Annotated in this window: 18 protein-coding genes, 1 tRNA gene, 1 pseudogene and 1 other annotated feature; of the genes and pseudogenes, 8 read left to right on the top strand and 12 right to left on the bottom strand. The window is 44.2% G+C overall.

Going from position 1 to position 26826, the window contains the following annotated elements; translation table 11 throughout:
• Positions 1-572: 572 nt before the first annotated feature.
• The 3 genes from C8R11_RS04945 to C8R11_RS04955 are packed head-to-tail and all read right to left on the bottom strand — an operon-like array spanning position 573 to position 6080.
• Positions 573-3779, bottom strand: coding sequence for an AAA family ATPase (locus C8R11_RS04945; RefSeq protein ID WP_107794738.1), 3207 nt, complete (start codon positions 3777-3779; stop codon positions 573-575).
• 1 nt (position 3780) lies between these two features.
• Entirely contained in the window at positions 3781-4842 is a 1062-nt protein-coding gene (locus C8R11_RS04950; protein ID WP_146159074.1) for a hypothetical protein, read from the bottom strand.
• Between the two features lie 11 nt (positions 4843-4853).
• Positions 4854-6080 carry an endonuclease domain-containing protein gene (locus tag C8R11_RS04955; RefSeq protein ID WP_107794740.1) on the bottom strand — a complete coding sequence of 409 codons (1227 nt, stop codon included), beginning with the start codon at positions 6078-6080 and terminating at the stop codon, positions 4854-4856.
• A gap of 207 nt (positions 6081-6287) precedes the next feature.
• Here C8R11_RS04955 and C8R11_RS04965 point away from each other — a divergent pair.
• Positions 6288-7473: pseudogene (locus C8R11_RS04965) on the top strand (IS3 family transposase).
• Positions 6542-6658 (top strand) — a sequence feature (AL1L pseudoknot). Its footprint overlaps the pseudogene before it by 117 nt.
• A gap of 171 nt (positions 7474-7644) precedes the next feature.
• Here the strand turns inward: C8R11_RS04965 and C8R11_RS04970 are convergent.
• Both C8R11_RS04970 and C8R11_RS04975 read right to left on the bottom strand, forming a co-directional pair.
• Positions 7645-7737: transfer RNA gene (locus tag C8R11_RS04970), tRNA-Ser, on the bottom strand.
• Positions 7738-7812: 75 nt separating this feature from the next.
• Positions 7813-9042: an aspartate kinase gene (locus C8R11_RS04975; RefSeq protein WP_090701280.1), complete on the bottom strand. Its 1230-nt coding sequence runs from the start codon at positions 9040-9042 to the stop codon at positions 7813-7815.
• 264 nt (positions 9043-9306) lie between these two features.
• Between C8R11_RS04975 and C8R11_RS04980 the strand changes: the two genes are divergently transcribed.
• A complete protein-coding gene (locus C8R11_RS04980) occupies positions 9307-9789 on the top strand; it encodes a low molecular weight protein-tyrosine-phosphatase (RefSeq protein ID WP_107794741.1) in 483 nt (160 codons plus the stop codon).
• 336 nt (positions 9790-10125) lie between these two features.
• On the opposite strand, the gene C8R11_RS16080 is transcribed toward C8R11_RS04980, so the two are convergent.
• Complete coding sequence (locus C8R11_RS16080) at positions 10126-10287, bottom strand: hypothetical protein (protein ID WP_181258161.1); 162 nt, start codon at positions 10285-10287, stop codon at positions 10126-10128.
• A 15-nt stretch (positions 10288-10302) separates the two neighbouring features.
• The gene (locus C8R11_RS04985) at positions 10303-12234 is read right to left on the bottom strand and encodes an XrtA/PEP-CTERM system amidotransferase (RefSeq protein WP_107794742.1); all 1932 of its coding nucleotides are present in this window, start codon (positions 12232-12234) and stop codon (positions 10303-10305) included.
• Between the two features lie 281 nt (positions 12235-12515).
• Between C8R11_RS04985 and cysC the strand changes: the two genes are divergently transcribed.
• From cysC to C8R11_RS05000, 3 genes are all read left to right on the top strand, one after another.
• Positions 12516-14306 (top strand): adenylyl-sulfate kinase, encoded by a 1791-nt coding sequence (cysC, locus tag C8R11_RS04990; RefSeq protein ID WP_107794743.1) that lies wholly within the window; start codon positions 12516-12518, stop codon positions 14304-14306.
• A gap of 26 nt (positions 14307-14332) precedes the next feature.
• Complete coding sequence (locus tag C8R11_RS04995) at positions 14333-15298, top strand: DHHA1 domain-containing protein (RefSeq protein WP_107794744.1); 966 nt, start codon at positions 14333-14335, stop codon at positions 15296-15298.
• Positions 15299-15645: 347 nt separating this feature from the next.
• Entirely contained in the window at positions 15646-16443 is a 798-nt protein-coding gene (locus C8R11_RS05000) for a VOC family protein (RefSeq protein WP_181258162.1), read from the top strand.
• Positions 16444-16743: 300 nt separating this feature from the next.
• Here the strand turns inward: C8R11_RS05000 and C8R11_RS15885 are convergent, their stop codons facing one another.
• The 5 genes from C8R11_RS15885 to C8R11_RS15890 form a co-directional block, all read right to left on the bottom strand.
• Positions 16744-17142 (bottom strand): LysE family transporter, encoded by a 399-nt coding sequence (locus C8R11_RS15885; RefSeq protein ID WP_107794746.1) that lies wholly within the window; start codon positions 17140-17142, stop codon positions 16744-16746.
• A 403-nt stretch (positions 17143-17545) separates the two neighbouring features.
• Positions 17546-17686, bottom strand: coding sequence for a hypothetical protein (locus C8R11_RS16085; protein ID WP_181258164.1), 141 nt, complete (start codon positions 17684-17686; stop codon positions 17546-17548).
• 232 nt (positions 17687-17918) lie between these two features.
• On the bottom strand, positions 17919-19070 hold the full coding sequence (locus C8R11_RS16645; RefSeq protein ID WP_107794748.1) for a YecA family protein: 1152 nt from the start codon (positions 19068-19070) through the stop codon (positions 17919-17921).
• Positions 19067-19189, bottom strand: coding sequence for a hypothetical protein (locus tag C8R11_RS16905; protein WP_280523868.1), 123 nt, complete (start codon positions 19187-19189; stop codon positions 19067-19069). Before C8R11_RS16905 ends, C8R11_RS16645 begins: the two co-directional genes overlap by 4 nt.
• A gap of 52 nt (positions 19190-19241) precedes the next feature.
• Positions 19242-19463: a hypothetical protein gene (locus C8R11_RS15890; RefSeq protein WP_146159077.1), complete on the bottom strand. Its 222-nt coding sequence runs from the start codon at positions 19461-19463 to the stop codon at positions 19242-19244.
• A 1397-nt stretch (positions 19464-20860) separates the two neighbouring features.
• On the opposite strand from C8R11_RS15890, the gene C8R11_RS05040 reads away from it, so the two are divergent.
• Genes C8R11_RS05040 through C8R11_RS05050 form a run of 3 tightly spaced genes read left to right on the top strand, consistent with a single transcriptional unit; the run spans position 20861 to position 26578 of the window.
• Positions 20861-22138 carry a TolC family protein gene (locus tag C8R11_RS05040; RefSeq protein WP_244907546.1) on the top strand — a complete coding sequence of 426 codons (1278 nt, stop codon included), beginning with the start codon at positions 20861-20863 and terminating at the stop codon, positions 22136-22138.
• Positions 22135-23310 carry an efflux RND transporter periplasmic adaptor subunit gene (locus C8R11_RS05045; protein ID WP_107794752.1) on the top strand — a complete coding sequence of 392 codons (1176 nt, stop codon included), beginning with the start codon at positions 22135-22137 and terminating at the stop codon, positions 23308-23310. Before C8R11_RS05040 ends, C8R11_RS05045 begins: the two co-directional genes overlap by 4 nt.
• 4 nt (positions 23311-23314) lie before the next feature.
• On the top strand, positions 23315-26578 hold the full coding sequence (locus C8R11_RS05050) for an efflux RND transporter permease subunit (protein WP_107794753.1): 3264 nt from the start codon (positions 23315-23317) through the stop codon (positions 26576-26578).
• Positions 26579-26826 lie beyond the last annotated feature (248 nt).

The following is a 26826-nucleotide window of genomic DNA, read 5'->3' on the forward strand; positions in this document are numbered from 1 at the left end:
TATCCAGGTCTTTCCAGTGAGACTAATGATCATGGTCTTTTTTCTTGAACTGGCCAGAGATAATTAAAACTGGCATCGGGTGCCAAAGCTCCCATTTACCGTTTTTTGATGAAATCAAGCCGCACTCAACCATCATTGGGAAATGGTCAAATAGTCCCACTCTGACGTCTACCCCACGTTACCCAGGTAACGTCCCCACTACGCAATAAAATAGGTAATTGAGCGTCGGACTGGGGAGCTAAATTTTATGATCATGATATTGAAGCCGTCACACATGGTAGAATTATTGTTGTTTGATAAGATATTGCTGTCCGAATCTAGAGTCGTTTCGATCGTTAGCGTTTGATTCGCGCATTCTCCGTTTCCAAATCCTTAAACCACTTTTGTCAGAATACCTACATCCCCATGTTTTAGAAATCCATTAATATTTCGTCGGCAAATCCATTTTTTATGCTTATTCTTCTTTCTGCAAACAAACCTTACAAAATTTCAATTAACTCTAATCATTAGAGGCGATTCAGATAATTGTAGAATTGTAAGTACTGCTCTCGCGTGCTACTTCGTTCCGAAAATTACTTGGTTGGAAATAAATTTTGAAAAAATGTTGAAATTCGATTTTCTGGTTTCTTACTCGCAAGTTTCATAATTTCATCCATTGGCACCTGCTTTGCTTGCACTAGGGAAGTATTTGCTTTAATACTACGAATCTCTCCATTATGTATCGCATAAAACTCCCCAGTTGACTGGATAGGCAGTTTACTGGCTATATCTTCTCTCGAATCATTAAATACTGGACGTAATTTATCAAGTGCAGTTTTTTCTTTAATGCGCCCAAGAAACCAGGAAGAAATCTGATCACGGGATTTATAATCCATATCACCAGGACTTTGGGTCGCCAGCATCAATCCGATACCTGCAGAACGAGCACGTCTGAGAAGGCTTTCTAGAGGTTCTTTCGTTGCCGGTTTAGATTGTGCAGGCAAATAAAGGTCTGCTTCGTCAAAAAAAATGACACCCTGCAGTTTGTCACTAGGTGATTTTGCAGCAAAACGTCCTATCTCCAATAAAAGCTGTGAAACCCAAAAAAGAATATTGTCATTGCTGCCTAGAGATGCGGTACTTATAATACTTAAGCGGGTACTATTTGTTTTTGTCTTGTTATTAGATGAAAGTCCAAATAGATTTTCTGTACTCAGCAATTCACCTGATTGAGCGAAAAGATTGCCATTTGTCAGGCTTAATGTTTGTAAATCCTCAACGAGTCTATTGAATAGCTTGGTATCAAGCTTGCCAATTGCGTTCAGTAAGACTGGATCTTTCTTATCAATGAAGTCCATTAAATGATCAAACGCCAAAGGTTCATCTGGATTTAATTTACTGAGAACCGAGATTGCTTGTCCTAAAACTGCGATTTTTTGTTTGTCTTGACGACTCTGCTCTTTGTAACCCAATATTTTTCCTAGCGAAAATGCAGCGTGATTGGCCAACTGCAAACATTCACCTGTTGATAAATTCCCCAATCCATTTGGCGCGACAGGAATACCTAATGGGCGTCCCTGGCCACCAACTGCGCCAGGTGTATAAACCATAACTTCTATTCTGTCATGTAATGCGTTCCGCATTTGCTTGCGCTTTGAATCGACTATTGGATTTCGCCATGCTTCCTCAAGCGCATAACTGCAGAGATCACCTTTCCGATCCAACAAAATTGCCGGAATACCTTGAAGCAGTAATTGTTCGATGATATTAAGTGCTAGAGTCGTTTTTCCACTTCCAGAGCCACCCAGGAAAGCAGCGTGGCGCACCAATTTTTCAACTGTCATTACATATGGATATTGTTGATAATCTTGATTAATACCGATTACCAGTTGAGTACCATCGGTTAATGGTTGTATTGGTATAGTATCTGTTCCGGCATCAATGGCAGACGTTATTTCTTCCGGTGATAATGGTTTGTTTATTGTTTTGGTGTCAAAAACTTTTATGTCAAGAATGTGTTGAAATGAAGGCAAGCCGAGTAATGGTCGTTCAGTTTGCAACCAGTGCAGAAACTGAGGCTGTTGCTCATATTGCTTACGAAAAGATTCCATTGCCACCATCGCACGCCAATCGGAATCAGAGACTATTACGCGTTTACCGCCCATTGCAACAAATTCGCCTAAACGCACTGCAATTTTAGTTTTGGGATCAGAGGGAAATTCAGCAGATCGTAGAGCAATCGCAATACGAGTCCCGGCAATTATTTGTAATTGATCAATTTGTCTCGCCAGAGCGCCACCTTGTGGAGCTTTTTGGCATAACCCTATGGTTAGTTGTTGTTCAGTATCACCAGCAACATTTTGTATATCGATATTCAGATAGTCACTCTGTTGCATCGCTCGAAATTTAAATGTGTTATTTAATTCAGCGTTGCAATGTGTAATAGAGCGATTGAGCAATTGCAGCATCGCACCGTCTGTTTCGGGTGCTGAATGTGAATCTACAAGATAATCATTCCACAATTGATTAAACTGTAATATCGGAGGTTGTGATGATGATGGTGTATCATCACCAACTGGAATCTCGATATCAGGAAAACTAGGTATTTGGCTTGTCTGTATTGATAGCTCGCGCTGCTGGCGACACCAATCAAGAACTTGACGAGTGCTCATTTGTGCCAATCGTGACGGCGTTTCGTTTCGAAAAGGATAGAGTGGTTCGTTATCTTTTAAATCAATGTGTTTGCTCTGATAAAGATCTTGCAAGCGAATTGTGATTAAATTTCTTATTTCAGCCTCATCACGTCCTGCTTTTAAATATATCGTATCAGGATCATGTTCAATACGGTCAAGCTGAGGTGAAGGTAAACTATTTCTGAGCAAAGTATAGATATCGTTTAAGCAGGCAATCACAACTATTACATTGGGTAATTGTGCTAACTTAATCATCGTTTCCATGGTTCGACGGAACTTCACTTCTGCCTCATCCGCAGGATAGATATCTTCCAGTTGGTCGAGACAGATAATTAAAGAACCTGAATCGGTTGCCATTATCAGATGAGCCAGTGCCTGCAACAAGCGTTGAGGGTCTTCTTCCTGCAGTCTTGGCTTCATATCCCCCAAAATTTTACGATCATATTCGGACAGGTCTTCACAGCGAAGATATTTGCTAACTCGGAAGTGAGTAGCAGGATCTTCACTTTGCAAATAAAGTAGCACGCGAATCAGATCAAGATCTACTCCTTTAAATCTCTCGCTTTTCTTGTTCAGGATATCGTCAGCTATTTTGTGAATTAAGTCAGTTAATTCACTTCGATTTAATGCACTATTGCGTAGACGGTCTATGTCATTTTGTGACACAACATTTTGTTCTTCAATTAATGCAGTAGACAAACGCATTAACCCTGTTACACTTCCATTCGATTCATGATAAGGTTTGTCGAGTGAATCAATAGTGTAACGAAGCGCATAACTAGAATAATTTGAAAAAGACGAAGTCATTTGCATATAGGCAAAATAACCTAGCGCTTTTTCATGCGTAAAATTACGAAATGCTCGCATGAGATGCGTTTTTCCAGCGCCAGACTCACCCAGTAGTAACATAATTCGGCCTGAGTCAGAAGATTCCAGCACATTAATACGATTTAATAAACGCTGAAAACAATCTCGGCTTTCTTGATGTATGTTTTCCACATCATAAGGATCAGATTGCCAAACCTGATTTTGATGAGTAATTGCCTGGAATACATCTTCCTTTACGCGTGAGCAAAAAATTTTTAAGTGCTTGTCTGTATCAAACATCTTATGACTCCAATCGTATAAAATGGAATGTTGCGTTCAGATAGGGGGTTTCTGATGCAGAGACATCTCTTCGATCCATGGCATACGTTAGATCTGCATGAGTCATGCTGATTAATCCTTTATTATTAGCGAGTGTTAGATAAAGCTTGAATTGATTTAAATCCAATCCAAATTGCGTACCATCAAGTTCCATCTGCCGCCAGACATGCGAAATAAAAATCTTGTTATCACCAAACCTGCCTGTCTGACAGCGATTTGCGGATTGCATTACTTGGGCGGCAAAAGATTCCAAGTCTAGCTTAGGGATTGGCGGATCTTGTAATGCGTATTTGTGTTTTTGTGCGGGAATTAATGATTTTATTGTGGCGGTTTTCAGAATAGCTATACGAAGTTCTTCTGGATCTGTGCGTCGAGCATTTACCGCTTTTGCTACCAGTTGTTTCAGAGCAGATTCCCAAGATAATTCACGTTCTGCACCCAGCAGATTACTCAGCAACAAAGCCATAACTGAGCCTTGTGTAAAAGGTCTGATATTCTTCGAATTAGAAGCTGATATTTTTTTTTGCAAGTTTGCAGCTACCGTTGTGTCGATCAATTGCTGCCAAAGTAGGCTGTCTCGTGCCTTGGTCAATGTAGGGTAAGCATCCGTTGATAATTGGTAGGCGTTAGCTAAAATACTAGCTCGAAGACCATCAGCACTGGCAATGCGTTGGCGATCGCGTTCATTTACAGGTGCAGGTAGTCCAAGAACAACTGAAATTAGATAACAATTTTTTATTGTTTGCCACCGAGTGTTTACAGGCAATGAGGATAACCCTAATACCTGTAGAGCAGCTTTTCTTCCCTGAGGTGTTAGTTGATAACGAGCCTTGCCGATAGTTTGTAACGCACCTTCATTAACTAATTGCTGAATCTCATGTAACCATTCGTTATTGGAAGGTGGATTGAAGAAAAAATGTTTTAACGATTTTTTTAATTCACTAAGAATCAGTTCATTATCGGGTGAAGATAGAAACCGAATTTGGATAAACTCTTGAAGCATCAAATCGTTTACTTTATTCATTGCTGGCTCTCTTATTTTATTTTTTCACGACGAAACTGTAATGCATAGCGAATAGTTTCAAGAATTTCTTCCAACTCAGAAACGACATCTTCTGCCAAAAAACGCAAGACCAAAATGCCATGCATCTGTAACAACAAATCCTTACGACGATCTCGCCGCCAGTTTTCTGGCTCCTGAAAATGATAATAACCATCTATCTCAACGGCTATTTGATCAGAAACCGAATATAAATCAATTTCCATTGGTTGTTTGCCAAAAGGAAAAGGCATTCTGAGATTTAACTTGAAAACTCCGCGCGTATCCGGCATTAATTCTAAGATATGGAATAAAAACAATTCAGCTTGGCTACGGACAGTTACACTATCATAATGCTTATCAGCAACAAGTTGGAATAAGGAATTTGCTTCATCAATCAATTGTGTAGACGCACCATATTTGCACAAAACACTGTCAACTTCTTCTGGCAAACTGTAGCGCAAATTTTTATCTGAATGTACTTCTATCCTTCCATTATGCAGCATTGTTTTAAATCTTGATTCAGATGCGGTCGTAAAATAATCATACAAAGTTGAAGGCAGAACAGATAATGCAATCGGGAGACTTGGTAAGTTTTCTGCTGTTTGCATCAATTTGAGTGTTAAAGGTGAACAAGACAAATCAATATCTATGATCTCTATTAACAAGCTTGGCAAAATATTCTCGGGTAGCAATTCTTTAAACACCATGATTCCATGTGGTAAAAATTGCTCATCTTCTATTTTCATAATTTGAAGCAAATCGGCAGCCGAGTCCGGTACTAATTTCTGTGATAATGAAATTTGCTCAAGAAACCAACGCACAAGCAACGAGCCTTGGGTGGTAATTTTGGCAGTTAATTGTTGTTGCAAAATATCCAGCTCATAACTCGATTTATTCATCAATCCAGAAAGAATTTGATCTATCGAACACCGACGAATTTCTGCCAGGGATAGTAATAATTGATGATGCAGATTGGGTTCAGCAAGTAAACTTTCCAGCCAACTGATTGACAGTGACTTAGATTTGATTGGTGACCAAACTGTTGTCCTCCTGCCTTCTTCTTGTACCCATTGATACCAAAGTGCCTGATTGGCGCTAAAAGTACCGCTTAGGGTTGTCAAAGTCGGAATTCCTTGGTTGCGCCAATGTGAATGAATGTCAAGGTAAGATCGTGCAGTGCCTTGTAGTGTATTTTGCTCGATATTACTATTGCGTTCCAATAGTTGTTTCCTTTTTGAAGGGACTGTAAATTAAACTGTGTAACTGTCAGGTTCAAACATACCCATTTAATCGATCCTCGAATTCGATCATAAAACGATTCAAAGCAGCTTTCCAGTTTTTTATCGGCATTGTCCAATTTTTGGAAAGTTCCTGAATTGAACCGCCCCGAGTTTGCAGGAGACTCTATTTCTTGAGAGGATAGGGTCATAAAAAAACAAGTAAGATATTCACCGGATGTTCGTGAACGGGCTGTCCGGCTGTTGCAAGCGCACCAGGGAGAGTATGAATCGCAGTGGGCCGCATTGGAATCGATATCATCTAAGATAGGTTGTACCGCTGAGACGCTGCGTAAATGGGTACGGCAATCAGAAGCTGACCAAAGAATTCGAGGAGGCATATCAACCGCGGATCGTGAGAACCGTGAATTGAAGCGGGCAAATGAGATATTACGCAAGGCATCCGCATATTTTACCCATGCGGAACTCGACCGCCGACCGAAGTGACCGTGGTATTTGTTGATCAGCACAAGAAACAGTACGGAGTCGAGCCGATTTGCAGGCAACTTCAGATTACCCCGTCAAACTACTATAGGTACAAAGCGCGTGAACGTGATCCTGATCGGTTGCCAGATCGCATTAAGCGAGACAAAGCGCTTGAATGCGATATACAACGCGTATGGAAAAACAACTTTTAGCCTATGGCGCAAACAAAATATGGCGACAACTGTTGCGAGAAGGTATTCGTGTTGCACGTTGCACAGTCGAACGGTTGGTGAAGAAGCTTGGGATACAGGCGTCCGGCGCGGCAAGAAGTGCTGGACAACAACTGCAAACGACTTGCTTGATCGCCCGGCAGATAAGGTTAATCGACAATTGGTAGCGACCCGTCCGAATCAGCTGTGGGTAGCAGACATAATGTTTGTAGCAACCTGGACAGGATTTGTTTACGTGGCATTTATCACGGATGTTTTTGCACGTTGTATTGTTGGTTGGCGGGTCAGCCGATCATTGTATACTGATATGGTGCTTGATGCATTGGAACAGGCCTTGTGGGCACGGCGGGAAACCAAAGTTAGTCCATCATAGTGATAGTCAATATCTGTCGATTCGTTATACGGAACGCCTGGCAGAAGCCAACATTGATACTTCTGTGGGCAGTGTTGGCGATTCTTACGACAATTGCGCTGGCAGAAACAATTAACGGGTTATACAAGACGGAAGTCATACGGCATCGCGGTTCCTGATGCAATATTGATGAAGTAGAATTTGCTGCTGTGAAGTGGGTTGACTGTTCAACAATCAACGGTTACCGGAACCGATTGGAAATATTCCACCGGCAGAATTTGAAATGGCATATTATCGCCAATTGGAAGAGTCGGCTGATACAGTTTGATTCAAACAAAAAAGTCTCCGAAAAAGTCGGGCCGACTCAACTATTATAGTCACTCACAAATTTAAATTGTTACTCACATTTGCGCGGATTGCCAAAGGTTAGCAAAAATATTGCAATACCATTGTTTATTATGAATAAATAGGCAATCTTGGGAATGCATTGAAGCATTTATGGCGGAGAGAGAGGGATTCGAACCCTCGATGAGGCTATAAACCCCATACTCCCTTAGCAGGGGAGCGCCTTCGACCACTCGGCCATCTCTCCAAATTCGAACTGGAGAAGGATAACGGGTTATGTTATCCCGGTCAAATCTTGATAAAGCCCACTATTGTATAGAATTTACAGCGGTTGTTCCAGATCAAATGCTTTATGTAACACGCGTACCGCAAGTTCCATATATTTTTCATCAACCACAACCGAAACCTTTATTTCAGAAGTACCGATCATTTGGATGTTAATGCCCTCTTCCGCCAGAACCCGGAACATTTTGCTGGCAATGCCTGCATGAGAGCGCATACCAACGCCAACAACAGAAACTTTTGCAATTCTATCACCCCCGATGACATCGCGCGCGCCGATATGCGGCTGAATCTTTTCCCGAATGATATTCATCGTGTTATTAAAGTCGTTGCGATGGACAGTAAATGAAAAATCGGTCAGGTCATCATGACTGACATTTTGAATAATCATATCTACATCAATATTGGCATCCGCCACCGGACCCAGGATCTGGTAGGCAATACCTGGATGATCCGGCACACCCAGTACAGTGATTTTTGCTTCGTCACGATTAAATGCAATGCCTGAGATTACAGCCTGTTCCATATTTCCGTCTTCCTCAAAAGTAATCAGCGTACCCTGCCCTTCTTCTTCAAAGCTGGATAAAACTCTCAACTTCACTTTATATTTGCCTGCAAATTCTACAGATCTTAACTGCAAAACCTTAGAACCCAGACTCGCCATTTCAAGCATTTCTTCAAATGTGATGCTGTTCAGACGCCTGGCTTCAGGTACAACACGCGGATCAGTTGTATAGATACCATCAACATCCGTATAAATCTGACATTCATCGGCTTTTAGCGCTGCTGCCAGGGCAACACCCGTCGTATCAGAGCCGCCGCGTCCCAGTGTTGTAATATTGCCTTTTTCATCAACCCCCTGAAATCCGGCAACAATCACAACACAGCCATCTTCGAGGTCTGCCCGGATATTGTCAGCATCAATGTTTAAGATACGCGCTTTAGTATAAGCACTATCAGTCAGTATTTTTACCTGCGCCCCTGTATAACTTTTCGCTTTGACATTGAGTTCCTTTAGTGCCATTGACAGCAATGCGATAGAGACCTGTTCTCCTGTCGACACCATTACATCCAGCTCGCGTGGATCCGGGTTGTCCTGCACTTCGCGGGCCAAAGCAATCAGTCGATTCGTTTCACCGCTCATAGCCGAAACAACCACTATAATCTGATGGCCCTGATCATGAAATTTAGCTACCCTGCGGGCAACATTTCTGATGCGCTCGGTACTTCCGACCGAAGTACCTCCATATTTTTGAACGTAAAAAGCCACTCACCATTGACCCACTATTACAAAATGGGCCCCCAATAAAAAAGCGACAATTCTACACCTTTCTCTACAGGAACACTAATGCGAGATTTCAGTCAATCAATAACGCTTACACATGACAGATACAAGCCACTCATTTTAGTAAATTCACTCAAACTTTCACAAATCCCGCTACCTGTACGAAGATTGAAAATACTCAGATTTTGGATAAAATTGTATAATACAGATGATACAAACTATATCAGCAATCATATGAGTTCATAGCCAATGAGAAAAACCAGCGTTCTTTTCGTCTGCATGGGTAATATCTGTCGTTCGCCAACCGCAGATGCTGTCTTCAGATACACCGTACAAAAAGCCGGACTTGAGCATGAGATTATTGTGGACTCCGCCGGTACCCATGCCTATCATATCGGCAATCCGCCCGACCATCGCGCACAAAAATTTGCCTTGAAACGCGGTTATCAAATGCATGATCTACGCGCCCGCAAGGTGGCCGCCGATGACTTCAACCATTTCGATTATATTCTGGCGATGGACAATGAGAATCTTGCGCTTTTGCAGCAGCGTTGCCCGAATCATCATATTGACAAGCTTCAGCTGTTAACGCGCTATAGCAAGGGCATTTACAGTGATCAGGAGGTAGCCGATCCATATTTCGGTGGAGATCAGGGTTTTGAGATGGTACTGGACATGATTGAAGAAGCCAGCCAGGGGTTACTCGAGCATATTTGCAGCCACAAGGCTTAAATCTTCACAGTATAACGCCGTACTTTCTGGCACCGGCGGGTCATTTATCAGGCTATCTGCGTTGCCGCCGCTGCGTTAAAAAAGGCCCATAATGCTTATTTATTCGGCAGGATCAAAATGGGCACTAATCATTTAGCAATGGTAATAGCCGGCGCTGGATTAGCAAATTCAGCCGGATGCACGGCTAACTCGTACAGTTGACTGAGCAGACGAAATGCTTCGAGATTCCAGACAGCCTCAGGATTAACGCCATCTAAAATAGAATAAATTCGGCCTGCATAAGATGTACTATCGCAATTGAGCCACGTTATGATTGGACTTATTAAAACACTTCATTCAGCGCTTCATAGCGTCCACGGTTTTGTACCGAACTGGCTCACCTATCAAACCGGTTTCCAGCCATCCACAATTTGCCTGCAGCAATTTTGTCATTTGTTTTTGCCACGCATTGCTTGTCTCGAAAATATTTTCCAACGGTTTTAATGCCAGACGACTCATCTTTTTAAAATCAATTTATGCAACCTGTTTCTTTTCGTACACAAACTGCCCTTCGCCTTTAACGATATTCCGTATAAAAGACTCGAACATCAGTAGAGTCCACAAGGGTGCGCTGTAATCGCGTTTTCCTGACTGATGATGATCGACCATTTCCTCAAGATATGCCCGGTTAAAAATACCGGTTTCAGCCAATACCGGCCCCAGTATTGCGTCACGCACCCGCTGGCGCAAGGGCCCTCTGAACCAGTCCGCAAGCGGCACTGAAAAACCCATTTTATTTCGATAAAGTATATTATCGGACAGGTAAGGTTCTAATGCCTTTTTAAAAATGTACTTGCCTTCACCATCCTTCAGTTTGAGTGAAGCAGGTACGGTGGAGATCCACTCAACCAGTTCATGATCAAGCAGAGGCACCCTTACTTCCAGGGCATGTGCCATACTGGCCCTGTCTACTTTAGTCAGTATATCGCCAACCAGATAGGTCTTCATATCAAGATATTGCACGCGCGACAACGGATCATCAACCGGGCATTGTTGTGCATAATTTCTCAGCACATTGACCGCTTGATATTCATGCAGATCGTTTCGGAATGAAGATGTGAACAAGCGCTGCCGCATTTTGTCACTCATAATCGAAACGCTGTGAAAATAACCTTCAACGGAATCGCGCGCCAACGACTCAAAAGTGGCCTTGGCACGAAACATCCGGGGCGCCCAATCAGCCTTGGGATAAACATTACCCAGCAGACCAAACAACGGTTTGCGCAGCGACAGCGGCATAATAGATCGTAATTTTTCCTCGTACATATGCCAGCGATAACGCCGGTAACCGGCCAGATTTTCATCCCCACCGTCCCCTGAGAGCACCACAGTGACTCTTTGGCGCGCCAGTTCACAAACGCGGTATGTAGGCAGCGCAGAGCTGTCCGCAAACGGCTCATCGTACAACAAGGCCAGTTTATCGATCAGATCAAAATCATCATGCTCAACTTGTTCAACATGATGGTTGGTATGGTATCGATCAGCCACTTCCTGAGCATAGCGTGATTCGTTGAAAGCAGGATCACCAAATGATATCGAACAGGTATTGACAGGTTCATGCATAATACCGCTCATCATCGCCACAACCGCACTCGAATCGACACCACCGGACAAAAAAGCGCCCAGCGGCACTTCGGTCATCAAATGAATATCAACGGACTCGCGTAATTTGGCAATCAGCGCCTCCTGAGCCTCAGACGTATCCATTACATCTTGTTGCCTAAAAGGTACATCCCAGTATTTTTGCGGCTGTATTTGCATTTGTCCGCGCTGAATTTTCAGAGAATATCCCGGCGACAGTTTACTGGCCTGTTTAAAAATAGTCTTCGGTTCAGGAATATAGCCATAAGCGAAATAATCTTCTATCGCGCACGGATCCATCTCCCGGCGCAACGCCGGGTGTGCAATAATCGCTTTCAATTCGGATGAAAAAACAAACTGACCGTTATCAAGAAGTGCATAATACAACGGCTTAATACCGAGACGGTCACGCGCTAAAAAGAGCGTTTCCTGATTGCGATCCCACAAACCAAATGCGAACATACCTCGAAAATGGTTTACACACTGTTCGCCCCATTCTTCCCAGGCATGCACGATCACTTCGGTATCGCAATGTGTTCTGAACTGATGTCCGGAATCGATCAATTGCTTCGCAAGCGTTTGATAGTTATATATCTCCCCGTTAAATACCACGACAACGCTGCCATCCTCATTAAAAAGCGGTTGCTGGCCACTGGCGACATCCATAATTGAAAGGCGGCGATGACCCAATCCTAAACCGGGCTCGATATAAACTTCACCTTCATCGGGGCCGCGATGAAGCTGGGCCTGATTCATCCGTTCAAGTTGTTGTCGATCTATTTCGTTGTTTCCACGCGTATCAAACAGACCAACTATTCCGCACATATTTGTTTTCTCACTTTAATTTTATTATCTTAAAATACATTGAAGTTACTATGGAAATATAACCCGGAAATATAAACAACGCTATCGCGATGCTTATTCTACTGAAGATTTTCTCAGCTCTCCAGGCAATTTCTATTTTTACGATCGCTGGGATGATAACCTTTACATGATTGTGAAAGGTTATCATCTATGTCCATAAATCAAGAAACAGATTAAACTGAAACACGTTCGATTAATATGACAACTTTCAAGTACTCCACAACGTGCGCAGCAAACACCTAATGACCAGCCTCAACAATAGAACACTCAACACAAGCCCAGGCAACCATAACAAACAGACAGTGCGAGTGATGATTTGTAACGGCATCAGTGACCAACTGCATGATTCATCGAATGACAAGATGAATCACACGTTGTCACATGACGGCTTGCATATGACACACGGGGAAACAGCCGTTTTGAACTCGGCCCACCATCTGTTCCGTTCAGACAAACGGCGTTATATCATTGTCAAACCGTCCGAACACCATGAACAACATATGCGCACAATGGTCCTGGCCGCATCCATTGCCGACGCGGCCATTATGTTGGTCGATGCACGCAAAGGCATTCTCTCGCAAACCCGCCTTCATTGCGAAATTGCCGCCATGCTGGGTATACGCCATGTCGTCATGGCTGTCGGTCAAATGGATGCAGTGCATGTTGATGAAAAAACATTCAATATTCTAGTCTCTGACTTAAATACTTTTTCCGGCAGCGCGGGATTTGCAGATATCCAGGCAATTCCAGTGCCCGGCTTTAATACAAACGACCTATTGCGCAAGTACGCTGACATGCCCTGGTATACAGGTCCCAGCCTGCCTGAATATCTGGATACGCTGGATGTGTTCGATATTCATGCGCAAAATGCTTTTCGTATGCAGATACATTGGGTAAATCAGCAAAACACCGATAGTCAGGGTATCTGTGGACAGATCATTGCCGGTACAGTGCATCCCGGTGACGCTGTGCGGATTTTACCTGCAGGCACACAAACGCAGATAAAAACTCTGCTAAACGATTGTAACGAAATCCAAGTTGGACATGCAGGCGATATTGTAACGGCAATACTGACTGATCCGGCCGAGATCAATTGCGGCGACATACTGGCGGCTGCCAACGCACCGCCCGAAATTGCCGATCAGTTCGAAGCAAACCTCTTGTGGCTCAACAAAAATGCCATGATACCCGGCCGGCAGTATTTAATGAAACTGGCCTGCAAGGAAGTCACGGCCACGGTTACAGGAATCAAATACCGCCAGGATAGCCAGACTGGTGCGCGTTTAGCCACCAAAACATTAAACCTGAACGAAGCCGGCAGAGTTAGCCTGTCCACCGGCGCACCACTGATATTTGATCGTCACGGTAAAAGCCGGAGCTTAAATAGTTTTCTCCTGATCGACAGACAATCGCTCGAAACAGTGGGTATCGGCATGATCGACTTCGCCCTGCGCCGCGCCAGCAATATCCACTGGCAGATGCACGAACTCAACAAAGCCACCCGCTCGGCTCAAAAAAAACAAACGCCCAAATGTGTGTGGTTTACCGGCCTATCCGGATCAGGCAAATCGACCATTGCCAATCTGCTGGAAAAACGCCTTTATCAGGAAAACAAACACACCTATCTACTGGATGGTGACAATGTCCGGCATGGTTTGTGCCGTGATCTGGGTTTTACCGAAGTCGACCGCGTTGAAAATATTCGCCGCGTATCGGAAGTCGCCAAACTGATGGTGGACGCGGGGCTGATTGTTCTGGTGAGTTTCATTTCTCCATTCCGAAGCGAAAGACGCATGGCGCGAGAACTATTTTCCGAAAATGAGTTTATTGAAGTTTTCGTGGATACCGACCTGGAAGAATGCGAGCGCCGGGATGTAAAAGGTCTTTATGCCAAGGCACGAAGCGGTGATCTGGCAAATTTCACGGGTATCGACAGCCCCTATGAGCCGCCTGAATCTCCCGAAGTGCATATACCAACAACGGCATTGTCTCCCGAGGCCGCAATCGAACATATTCTGAGATTGCTTAAATAACATGATGAAATGGATCTGGTCAGACAATGAATTATATTGATGTTTTTAATGGTGATGCCGACGGCATCTGCGCGCTGATACAACTGCGCAAAGCCCACCCGCAAGACGCGCAGTTAATTACCGGCGTCAAACGCGATATTCAGTTGCTGAAGAACGTTGAAGCCACGCCGAACGATCATATCAGCGTTCTTGATATCTCTTTTGAAAAAAACCGCGCCGACATTCAGCGGTTATTGCACCAGGGTGCGTCCATTGAATACTACGATCACCATAAAAGCGGTACGCTGGTAAGCCACCCCAAATTAAGAACTTATATCGATGATCAATCATCGGCTATCTGTACAGGCTTGCTCGTAGATCGGAAAATTGACGGTCAATTTCGCGCATGGGCCCTGGTTGCAGCATTTGGCGACAATTTCAATGCGGCCGCCATGACATTGGGTGAATCATCCGGATTCGATCGGGAATCCTTATGCACGCTGCAAAAACTGGGCGTCTATATCAATTACAACAGCTATGGCGAACATCTTTCCGACCTATTCTATCATCCTGATGCGTTGTATCGGCACTTACTGCCATTTACCTCGCCGTTTGATTTTATCAATGAAAAAAAGGAAATTTATAATACATTAGCAGAAGGATACGCAAACGACATGGCCGCAGCCAAATCGACACCTTATCTGCACCAATCCACCCGCTCCGCAATCGTTCTTTTTGACAACGAGAAATGGGCGCGCCGCGTCAGCGGTGTTTATATTAATGCGCTTGCCAATCAACACCCTGATCGCGCCCATGCCGTGATAACACAGAACACCGACAAGACCTACAAAATCAGTATACGATCACCGCTTAACAAAACAGAAATACACGCCGACAAACTGGCCAGCCAGTTCCAAACAGGTGGCGGCCGAAAAAGCGCTGCCGGCATCAATGCCCTGCCTGACGAACAACTCAACCCCTTTATCGATACCTTTAAGGTCTATTTTTCATAGGTCGGCAGACTATGACGTAATGGAATGGAAACCCGCTACACAAAACGGCATCAAAGTGCCAATGTAGTGGTGCAATGATCCCTGAAAAAGAAAGGAGCGTCCATTCCATTATGTCATACCAAGAGGATACTGTATTACAGTGCACATCTAGCAGTCAGCCTTATGTGATCGCGCCGAATAACGTGAACCGTAATTGCACCGTATCATGGATCAAGTCAAAACATCGCCAACCAACGGAAGAACAATATATGCTAATCTTCCAGGTAGCTAATTTGCACCACAGCGTATTGTCATATTGAAGAAATATCGCTACGTCTAGATTTACATCAGCCTAAAGGAATATGGACATGTCGAACCAAGAATTAATCGCTGGAAATTTTTGCTGGATTGATTTTGCAACATCTGACCCAAAAGCAGCAAAGGCTTTTTATCAAAAAGTTTTCAACTGGCAATACACTGAAACCCCAATGCCCTGCGGCGGCACTTATACCATGATCAGCACAGCCGATAGCGGCGGTGTTGGCGGCCTTTTCCTGATGCCGGATGAAATGAAAAACGCGAATGTGCCACCTCATATCAGCAATTATATTGAGGTGAAGAATGTGGATGAATCTACAACCAAAGCGAGAAATCTCGGCGCTACCGTCAAGATGGAACCTTTTGACGTATTTGATTATGGACGTATGGCCGTTTTGCTTGATCCGACCGGTGCGGCCTTTTCTCTTTGGCAGTCGAAGCCAAAAGACTGTGAAGGCACAATGGCCAGTCGTGAAACGCATGGCATGTTTTGCTGGCAGGAGCTCATGACCACAAATGTCGATCAGGCTGCCGACTTTTATAAGAATCTTCTCGGCTGGGAGTATAGCGCTATGACTATGGATGAAAACAACTACACGTTGATCAAAAACAGGGGCGAAGAGATTGGCGGCATGATGGCCTTACCCCCCGGAATGAAGGATATTCCGCCACATTGGAACGCTTACTTTACCGTTATAAATATAAATGAAACGATAGCTGTCGTTAAGGATAACGGCGGAAATGTCATGATGGGTCCACAGGATATTCCCGATACCGGACAATTCGCGGTCTGTAATGCACCTGACGGCACAGCCTTCTGCTTGTTCCAGTACCTGGGTCAACAGTAAAGTATTTTAATACTGAACGAATTGAAGTTGCATATTAAAACGCTATTTAACTAAAGCTTCGTTGCGTTCTTTATCGTATCTATCAAACGGTTTACTTACTCTTTCCATACATTCATCGTATTGCGATCCGGGTAATTTCATACATTCGTTTCTTTGTTCGTACTGGAAAGTGTCATAGACTCGTCGTGTACTGCACCCGGTTATCATCAGGACAGTCAACACTATCATTAAAGTATGATTTTTCATCTCATTACATTAAATAATTTGTAAAAAATAATCTGGGATCCAGCGTATGCTCTTTCAGGTCTTTACGATCAGATAGGTGCCCGCACCAACTATTAGAGTGCCAGAAGCCAGCCGGGCTTGATTCCTAACCGCTAGCCCCTTGCTTATCTTGCTTATAGTCACGACTTTCGTTGCCGCAAAAGCATAAGCCAGTTTGACGCCGCCAACAGTCACGACCGTAACGAACAGAATGACCGCTATATCAGGCAACGTCAGCGCGGATATAGCGATGAATGCAGGAAACAGGCTGGCATAAAATACTATCGCCTTCATATCGCCAAGTGTGACAAACAGCCCAGCGAGGAACAGTGCTTTGACATCCAACCAAGCTTGCGATAGCCCGACAAGTCGGACCCAGTCTCCGTTGCCAAATACCTGTGCATTTACCTCCTCACGACGGGCTATCCCGTACAAATGTTCGCTTAACGCATGCTCTTTCCATTCTCATTTTGCTGAGCATGCACAAACGCAATTTTAGTTTCCATTTGCTGTGCACTCAAATCATCCATCTCATCTCCACCATAACCCGTCACCCAGTGGCACGCTACGACGGTAACGCAGATTGCTTTTCAACTGCCTGTTAGTTCTGTTTTTGGCTCGAGGGGAAATAATGGTGCGTTCCGGCATTTCATGCACAAGTCTTTGGTATTCTTCTACCTGGAACACTTACTGTCCGTCTTCTTTTTGCCCGCGTATTTCGCGTTCCATGATGGCTGCTGGTTCATAGAATTTCCGGCGATCATGACTCGGCCTTGGTGTTTCCCCATAATATGTTGCTCATATGCGAGACACACATGTTCAAGGGAAAAAGTTTGATTCAGTCATCCTGTCTCTCGCTCAGGTTTTCCGGCAAGGATATATTTTTTTCATGTGGATGTTCCAACAGTGCGTGGCATATCAAGAAACGAGAATCGCAATCTTCATCTTCGTCCGCAGCCATTCCGGCAAACCATTTCATTGTTTGCTCCAGTGAACTCCCGACTTGTTCAGCAACAAAATCCACTACCATATCTACCCTACCGCACGGTCGCGAAAATTCTTCTGTTCAAAATTGAGCAACAGCGCTTCTCCCGGCCACCGAGGGGCAATGTAGACGTAACAGTTCCGTTATTTACGCGTGCGCTCCCGGGCTGGTATTGAATGCGTAGCGTGCTTCGTATGTATCATTTTCCTGTTTGCTTGTTTTCTTTCTACCCCAGCCTGGATTCCATCGATTCGATATCGGTGGTTTTGTAACGCGCTGCCGGAAGCAGTTTTTCGACTAGCTGACGAAATTGTTGCGCATGCGTTTCCGAATCAACTTCAACGGTAAGCTGATTTCCTTTGATTTTGATTTGCCCCAAAATCGCATTACTCCCGGATTTACACTCCGCATTAGTCTGCTGCTGCCAAAGAAATGAAACGCCATGCAATTCACCTGCCGAATCAAATTCAGCGTCTACAAGCATTTCATCATTATTCGTATCAAGGTTTAGCTGCTTTAACGCGTCAAAAACTTGCTGCGGAGAGTCAATATCATACTTAAGTCGATGAAATAAAACTGTATCGCCATCGGCGTTTCGAATCTTCGGCATAGTCGGGTTGCTCAGTCTTTCGTAAATTTCACGATAGATTTCCATCATTTCGTAATCATAATCCCGGAGCAGTGCTTGCGATGGTGGATTTTCCTGTTCGCAAATTTCTTCACGCAGGTCAAGTATGCTGCGTTTTTCAACCGGCGGAAAAGAAATCGATGCACTGGTCTCCAGTACGGCAACATGATCAATTTTAATGAATTTGCCAAACACAACATCCCCGGCTTGCGCCTTTTGCGATCCTGCATGTTCGGTGACATATTCTTCTTCACCCGTCATCATGTCACGCAAAAGAAATCCATCACCCGCGCGCACTGACACGATATCGTAGAAACTATAGTGTACTGAGCAGCATTGCTCAATATAACGAACCAAAAGCGGTTCCAATTGCTTGCGGTGTTTCTCAAGAAACAACTGTGCCAATGTTTGATCGCGCAGCGGTTCGAATGCCGCTTTTTCTTTTAGTACCGCTTGATCTGGATTCCAATCATAAAAAAACCACGACAAGAAAATATGCAAATGTGGCGTTTCGGGGGAAAATTCCACATCATTCGAATCAATAAATGCTGCCCATGCTTCAAGCAGGGCTTCGTTTCCGAAACGCTTACTGGAAAATTTTAATAATTTCTCATGTAAGGCGTTAATCACATGCCGTATCTGACGCCAGAGAACATCTTCCTTCTGTTGTTGTTCCTGATTCTTCAAGCAACATTGTTTATATTTCTTACCACTGCCACAGGTGCACGGATCATTGCGACCAATTTTCATTTTTCTTCCTTCTTCAATAAGTGGATTTCCTGCCCCCGACACAGATTCTCCAGGATTTCCTTGCGCAATTCTTCTCGCGACATCATCTTAACGTCTATAACGTATTTGAAAATCTCCATGACCATTTCAGTGAATTGGCATGAAGAATTCGCAGCTCGTAACTGCCATCGGCTAGAAACGCCCCTTTTTGCCGGAAATGCCCCGGTTCTTCAGTTGCTCTGTATGGACGATCGGCAATGAATGAAGCATTGCGGCGATACCTGGTGTTGCGTTTTTTGATTCCAGAAACGGCCATGAGAGTAAATGTACAATCTTTTGCTCTACATAACTGCATCGATCATTAACTGAAAATGCCGGCTTATGGATGCGCTCGCATTCATGTGTAAAATACACAGATGCTTTGTGATCTGATCGGTATTCAGTCTTGTAGCGACAAGAATTTTGTCCAGGTCTTTTTTATCGATTTGAACCATTCAGCCAGCAGACCGGGCAACGTTTGTTCCAGCAATTGTTCTAAGGTCAGTTACGCATATAATTCAGTTGAATTAAACCAAAGGCCTTGGAGTTCAAATATTCTACCCGCCACATGGTTATAGTAGTAACCGTCGTTTTCCGGACAGTTATATTCAAAGGGTGCATTAAAATGTAAGCGCATTACCTCGACAATTAACTTGATGGTTCGTGCGCGAGTACGCCAACTCCTCTTCCAGTTCTGCCGTGATATCGGTAAGCGCAGAAAAACAAAAATCTGATCCAGTCTGTAAATTCTTTGCAAACAATCCAAATTATTGGCCTATTTATATTCCTTTAATCTCGCTTTGCTTTGAATTTTTTTCGCCGATAATTAATGATACTTTGAAAAGATTAGTTACTGATTTATACAATTTTATATAGCTATTTTTATTCTAAAATGCCAACTTTACGTTTTAAAATAATCACACTAAAAAAGCCAGCAAAAGCTGCAAAGCAAAATAATATACTAAAAAGTTTTTTTCAAACTTTAAAGAATTCGTTCAACAAACTAATAAACAGCGATTCACTCCCTTATATTATGGCGCCGCTGATTTTTTTGGGAATGATGTATCTGGAATGGTTATATCTATGTTTACTATAAAAAATGAAATGATGCTGCCTCAATTTAAATGCCTAGGATATAGATAATACCTATCGTAGTGAGTTAAGCACACTTCAAGACAAGACTTGATCATGCTGAAAATCCAGTGACAGCCATCAGTTAACGTTCACGACACCCTGGAAAGCTTCAAAAATCTGCAAAACACCCATGGGGGCCCATTGCAGCCATCCTGTTATAAGCATTTATACTGCTTTTATAATCATCAGAGAAAATAATTGAGCTTATCACTGCTCGTATTACCACAACACTATTGATTGAGTAGTGATAACCCCGGTTAATTCATAACATTGTAAAAACCACGGAATAATGCCTTACCAGACTGTTAAGAAACTATCTGCGTTGCTGTTTTTGCCTTGTATTGCCCCTTCGAAAATGTGTCTCAACGGCTTGTTACACCGGATTCACTAAAATACCATCGTCAAGTGTTCAGGTTTTATTCAGGTTCTTTCGATTATCATAAGCTGCCAAGCGTATTGATCCTTTGAATCAAACCGATATACCCTTTTTATTTTAATTGAAATGGAAAAATGAACTTAATTTGGCATTGATGAAATTTGATATTCCTATATCATGTTGCTCCTGACATTATCTAATAAGAAGCTGCGTTAACGTTTTTAACATTCTTAATCTTTTTTGTATTTTTCTAAAAGGCCTTATGCAGACTATGCAGACCTTTCCACTGCGGTATTTTTTGTCCATCCTTTTTTTTGTTTTTCACTCAACACTGTTATCAGCACAGGAATCTCCCGAACTGACCATTAAAGAACTGCAGCAATTGGGGTTGCAGGCAAATGGAATGGTGCATGCGGCGCGTTCCCAAATAGATATGGCCGAAGCCGGTGTAGTCGCAGCCAGTGCTTTTCCTAATCCGAACGTCTCTATAAAGGTCGGACCTCAAGGCAATCGACTCCCCAGGTCAATAACCGGTCCATCTGACAACTATCGCGAGGTAAACGTCAGCCAGCCCATTGAAAATCCTTTTTTCCGGTCAGCCCGTATCGGTGCCGCCGAGGCGCTTGTTGACGCGAGCCAGGCCAATCTGGATCAAGTACGCGCCAATCTGGCTGCTCAATTACGTGTCAGTGCCTATGAATTGTTGCTGCGACAGGAACAGGCACAAATGGAAACCGGCATTTACGATTTGATGAAAGAAATTCAACGCCGCATTAAAGTCAGCGTTGAAGTGGGTGAAACCGCCCGTTTTGAACTAATCCGGGCAGATACCGAAGTACTGAGCGCCGAGAACCGTATGGAAGCAGCACGATTGAATGCCGAGCGCGCACGTGTGGCCTTGATACAACTGACAGCCGGCGCCCTGCGAAGCGGGTTTCAGGTTGAGGCATCGCTCAATGATCCGGTTGATTTCCCTTCACTGGAAGTCCTGCGTCAGGAAGTCATCGAAGCCAATCCGGATATACAGCGCCTGCAAGCCGAACAAAACAGCACAAACTTGCGTATCAATCAAGAAAAAGCATCCGTCTTGCCGCGTGTGAATATTTTGTATGAAAGCTACGTCGATTCTCAATTTTCCACTAATGTGGCGGGTGTGAATCTGGAAATTCCACTGTTTTATCGCCGCCGAGGAGAAATCGACAACGCTATTTATGACTCCGCCCGTATTCGCCAGACATTGGAATACCGTCGATTTGAAATTGGCCAACTGCTGGAAGCAGCATGGCAAGCCAAGGAAATCGCAAGACGCAGAGTAGAAATGTTTGAAAGCGGGATAGTCACAGAAGCGCAACTTGCGCTCAATATTGCGCAAACAGCTTATCGCCTGGGTGAACGTGGGTTTATCGAAGTGCTGGATACCCAGCGTGTATTACGCGGCGTGCTTGCAGAACTGCTGCAGGCACGTTTTGAATTACAATCTGCCGCTGCAGAAATTGATAGACTTCGCGCCCATTACCCCAAGGAGCACATCATCGAATGAAATTCCAAATCCGTTTTACCGTCTTTTTATTGGTCATTGTTTTTCTTGTAGCAGCATGCAGCAATGGAGAAGACAGCAACAATAGCAAAAAATCAGTCAAGTTGGCTGATACAACAGAAGAACCGGCCAACAGGAATAAAATCACACTTATCCCTGAAATGACAAAAGGGATCAAAGTCGAAGAACTCAAGCTGGTAAGCCTAGCGGACAATATTCATGTACCCAGCCAGATCAAGGTTGATGAACAAAAACTGATCCGTGTCGGTGCTAACGTTACCGGACGTATTGTTGAAGTCGACGCAATGCTGGGTGACAATGTGGATGCCGGCACAACACTCGCCAGGATTTCCAGCCCGGAATTAACCACGGCTCAGCTGGCGTATCTTCGCGCGCATTCTCTGACTGAACTCAACGAACGCGCGGCAACGCGCGCCAAATTATTACTGGATGCAGATGTCATCGGTACCGCCGAATTACAGCGCCGTCAAGCAGAACTGCAAGTATCACGCGCAGAACTCAGCGCGGCAAAAGATCAATTGCGTCTACTGGGGGTATATGACAGCGCTGTCAAGGATTTGGTCAGGCGCGGTCAGATCCTGCCCTCCGTCGCCATTACGGCTCATAAAAGCGGCACAGTAATTGAACGTAACGTAGTGACCGGTCAAGTGGTGCAACCATCCGATCAACTGTTTAAAGTTGCGGATTTATCGACGGTCTGGGCGGTGGGTGATGTACCTGAACATATTGCCACAAACGTCATGGTCGGCCAGCATGTTGAAATTAAGGTACCGGCACTGGATAACATTACACTGGACGGCTTGATTATTTATGTTTCCGACACGGTCAATCCATTGACACGAACAGTCATGGTTCGCACTGTCGTTGAGAATCAGGATCGCAGGCTTAAACCTTCCATGCTGGCTTCCATGCGCATCACTGAAAGCGCGCAGGAGCAGCTTGTGCTACCGGAATCAGCAATAGTGCGCGAGTCTAACAAAGATTATGTCTATCTGGATAAAGGAAACTTTACTTATCTTCGCGTACCGGTAGAGCTGGCCCCCGAGATTGGCAACTTGCGTCCTGTTATATCAGGACTTTCAATTGGACAGCGTATTGTAATCGACGGCGCATTTGATATCGATAACGAGCGCAAGCTCGACAAGCAGGAATAAGCCCATGTTGTCATCAATTGTACAATTTATGCTCAAACAGCGGCTGATCGTCGTTGTAATTTCTCTGATTTTGTGCGCCTTTGGACTACGCGCCACCACACAACTTTCTGTCGATGCTTTTCCCGACGTAACTAATGTTCAGGTCGTGGTAGCTGCTCGCGCCGAAGGCCGTAGCGCCGAAGAAATCGAACGCCTGGTAACTATCCCAGTAGAGATCGCTATGACAGGACTGCCTGGTCTGGTCGAAATGCGTTCTCTGAATAAAAGCGGTTTAACTATTATCACGCTGGTTTTTACCGACGATACGGATGTTTATTTTGCCCGGCAGTTGGTCATGGAACGATTTATCGGAGTCAGAAATAGACTTCCTGTTGACGTGGATGCAGAGCTGGGTCCAGTGTCCACAGGACTGGGCGAGATATATCAATATACACTGGACCATCCCGATGATGCCACACGCGAACTGAGCGTTGAAGAATTGACCGAGCGCCGTACAATACAGGATTGGGTGGTACGGCCTATGTTACGTTCAATTCAAGGTGTTGCTGAAATCAACTCTATGGGCGGTTACGAGAAGCAGTACCAGGTACTCATTAATCCGGAAAGATTGCGCCATTATGATCTGACCCTGTCACAGGTTGATCGCGCCCTGGCAAACAATAACGCGAATGCCAGCGGAAACATTTTGGAACTGCACGCTGAACAATATCTCATTCGCAGTAATGGATTAATTTCAACACTCGATGACATCAGAAATATTGTACTCAAAGAAATTGATGGTGTGCCGGTATTTGTACGTGATGTCGCTGAAGTAAATTTTGGCGCCCGGGTACGCCAAGGCGCATTGATTAAAGGTGGCTATACAGAATCGACTGGCGGCATCGTCATGATGTTGATGGGCGGCAATGCAAAAGATATCGTTTCACGCGTTCAGGACAAGGTTGCTGAGATTAATGAACGCAATTTATTACCCGGCGGTCTGCAGATTGTCCCTTTTTATGACCGGTCTGATCTGGTGGATGCCGCTTTGTGGACGGTCACCAAGGTTCTGATTGAAGGCATTATTCTCGTTATTATCATCTTATTCGTTTTCTTAGGTGACGCGCGTTCCAGCCTGATCGTGGTCGCCACACTGGTTATTACACCGCTGGTTACCTTTATGATCATGAATCATCAGGGCATTTCGGCCAACCTGATGTCGCTGGGCGGACTTGCCATAGCTATTGGGCTGATGGTTGATTCTACAGTTGTCGTTGTTGAAAATGTATACCACCGGCTGGGTTATGCTGAAAATACACTACAAGCCAAATTAAAAACGATTAGGGAAGCAGTCGTTGAAGTCGGCGTACCTGTTATCTTCGGTATATCAATTATCATATTGGTATTTCTGCCCTTAATGACACTGGAAGGCATGGAAGGCAAGACTTTCAGTCCGCTGGCATACACTATAGCAATTGCATTAGCCGTTTCATTAGTCGTTTCGCTCACTTTATCTCCAGTACTTTGTGCTTATGGACTGAAAGGCGGCGCTGATCACGACACCCCGATTATTGCTTTTCTCAAAGCCAGGTACCGTAATCTACTTAACAAAGCATTGCTTCACGAAAAAACCACTATCATGACAGCCACAGCTTTACTGGGATTGTCATTTATGCTTTTTCCTCTTTTGGGCAAATCATTTATTCCAATTTTGAAAGAAGGCGCGTTGACACCTGTCCTTATTCGAGCGTCCTCTATTTCGTTAGAAAATTCGATCAAAATAGAAACCGAAGCGATGAAGCAGATTGCAACTGTGCCCGGAGTAAAAAGTGTTGTCTCCAGACTCGGTCGTGGTGAATCCCCAGCCGATCCGGCAGGCCCCCATGAATCAGACCCAATTATCACCCTGGATCCAGAATCCGGTCGGACACAAGATGAAGTCGATGCTGATATCCGCAAGGTACTGTCAGTGTTACCCGGCGTCAGTATCGTCATTTCTCAACCGATTGCGCAGCGTGTAGACGAAATGATTACGGGTGTCCGTTCTCAGGTGGCCGTTAAAATTTTCGGCGACGACCTGGAACAACTGCGATTATTGTCGGAACAACTTGCGCGCATTATGAGAACCATAAAAGGCGCAAGAGATATTCGTGTTCAACCCTTATCCGGACAACAATCTTTAATTGTCGATATTAATCGCGATGCCATTGCGCGTTATGGGATTAATGTTGCTGATATCAACGAATTAATTAGAACTGTCGGCGGCAAGGAAATCTCCACCATTTTCGAAAACGAGCGCCGGTTCTCACTGATAATGCGTTTACCACTTGAATTTCGAGACAATGTGGATAATATTCGCGATCTACTGCTACGCACGCCAGAGAAATTTCCCGGAAATGAAGGCGGCTTTGTGCCGGGCGGTGCGTTAATTCCTCTACACTCCGTTGCTGAGGTCAAGGTCGTTGATGGTCCTGCACAAATTAATCGTGAATTCGCAAAACGCCGTGTTGTTGTCGGTGCAAATGTTCACGAGCGCGATATGGGTGGATTTGTAGAAGAAATACAAGAACGCGTTGCGAAAGAAATGAATCTGCCTGACGGCTATTATTTTGAATGGGGCGGTCAGTTTGAAAATATGGAACGTGCAATGGCAACGCTTTCCGTTATCGTACCCCTAACTATCGCAGCCATTTTCTTTTTATTATTTATGCTGTTTAACTCAGTCAAACTAGCCGCACTGATTATACTGGTACTCCCGTTTGCCTCAATCGGTGGGATTATGGGTTTGTTTTTAACTGGAGAGTATCTATCGGTTCCAGCTTCTGTGGGTTTCATAGCGTTATGGGGAATTGCCGTACTGAATGGCGTGGTACTGATATCCTATATCCGGGGACAACGTGAACTAGGCGTCAGCGTTGGTATTTCTGTCATGCGCGGCTGTGAACAGCGGTTCAGACCGGTATTGATGACTGCAACCGTAGCAATGCTGGGACTGGTACCATTTCTATTTGCGACCGGGCCAGGCTCCGAAGTACAACGCCCCCTTGCCATTGTCGTGATAGGTGGTTTAATTACATCAACGTTGCTCACACTGGTTGTTTTACCAACACTTTATCGCTGGTTCGATGAAAAACCCAGTTCCGAAGCTGATGGGTCACAAGATGATCATCAAGAAAAAACCGAAACACACACACATGCTCCTGAAGCACAGGAAAAAAAGGACGCAACAGCACAGCCAGAAGAATCAGGAACAGCAACAATCAACACGGCTCCCGCGAAAACAACCTGAGTTTCTTTTCTTTGATTATAACTTTCATACTGGACACTTTTTTCTCAAAGACCTTCGATCTGTATTTAAAATGCGTCCACCTGAAATAACCATCATGACTCAAACACTTTTTTATAAACCGTACAGATGAATACAGCCATGGGTGCGGCCAAACCCGGCGGCTCGCAAAGAAAAACCGGGTTTATTTTTGGTATGTACGTTGAAAAGAATTGCTTCTGGCAACAATTCTTCATAATATCTCCCCAGGA

Origin of the sequence: Nitrosomonas aestuarii (assembly GCF_003046585.1) — a bacterium.
GTDB lineage: Bacteria > Pseudomonadota > Gammaproteobacteria > Burkholderiales > Nitrosomonadaceae > Nitrosomonas > Nitrosomonas aestuarii.

Coding starts and splice junctions, on each gene's coding strand:
- C8R11_RS05000 (WP_181258162.1), top strand. CDS start 15,646: ATGTCGAACCAAGAATTAATCGCTGGAAATTTTTGCTGGATTGATTTT.
- C8R11_RS05050 (WP_107794753.1), top strand. CDS start 23,315: ATGTTGTCATCAATTGTACAATTTATGCTCAAACAGCGGCTGATCGTC.
- C8R11_RS04950 (WP_146159074.1), bottom strand. CDS start 4,842: ATGAATAAAGTAAACGATTTGATGCTTCAAGAGTTTATCCAAATTCGG.
- C8R11_RS04995 (WP_107794744.1), top strand. CDS start 14,333: ATGAATTATATTGATGTTTTTAATGGTGATGCCGACGGCATCTGCGCG.
- C8R11_RS05045 (WP_107794752.1), top strand. CDS start 22,135: ATGAAATTCCAAATCCGTTTTACCGTCTTTTTATTGGTCATTGTTTTT.
- C8R11_RS16085 (WP_181258164.1), bottom strand. CDS start 17,686: ATGAAATGGTTTGCCGGAATGGCTGCGGACGAAGATGAAGATTGCGAT.
- C8R11_RS16905 (WP_280523868.1), bottom strand. CDS start 19,189: ATGGAGATTTTCAAATACGTTATAGACGTTAAGATGATGTCGCGAGAA.
- C8R11_RS04985 (WP_107794742.1), bottom strand. CDS start 12,234: ATGTGCGGAATAGTTGGTCTGTTTGATACGCGTGGAAACAACGAAATA.
- C8R11_RS16080 (WP_181258161.1), bottom strand. CDS start 10,287: ATGAGTCGTCTGGCATTAAAACCGTTGGAAAATATTTTCGAGACAAGC.
- C8R11_RS16645 (WP_107794748.1), bottom strand. CDS start 19,070: ATGAAAATTGGTCGCAATGATCCGTGCACCTGTGGCAGTGGTAAGAAA.
- cysC (WP_107794743.1), top strand. CDS start 12,516: ATGACCAGCCTCAACAATAGAACACTCAACACAAGCCCAGGCAACCAT.
- C8R11_RS04945 (WP_107794738.1), bottom strand. CDS start 3,779: ATGTTTGATACAGACAAGCACTTAAAAATTTTTTGCTCACGCGTAAAG.
- C8R11_RS05040 (WP_244907546.1), top strand. CDS start 20,861: ATGCAGACTATGCAGACCTTTCCACTGCGGTATTTTTTGTCCATCCTT.
- C8R11_RS04980 (WP_107794741.1), top strand. CDS start 9,307: ATGAGAAAAACCAGCGTTCTTTTCGTCTGCATGGGTAATATCTGTCGT.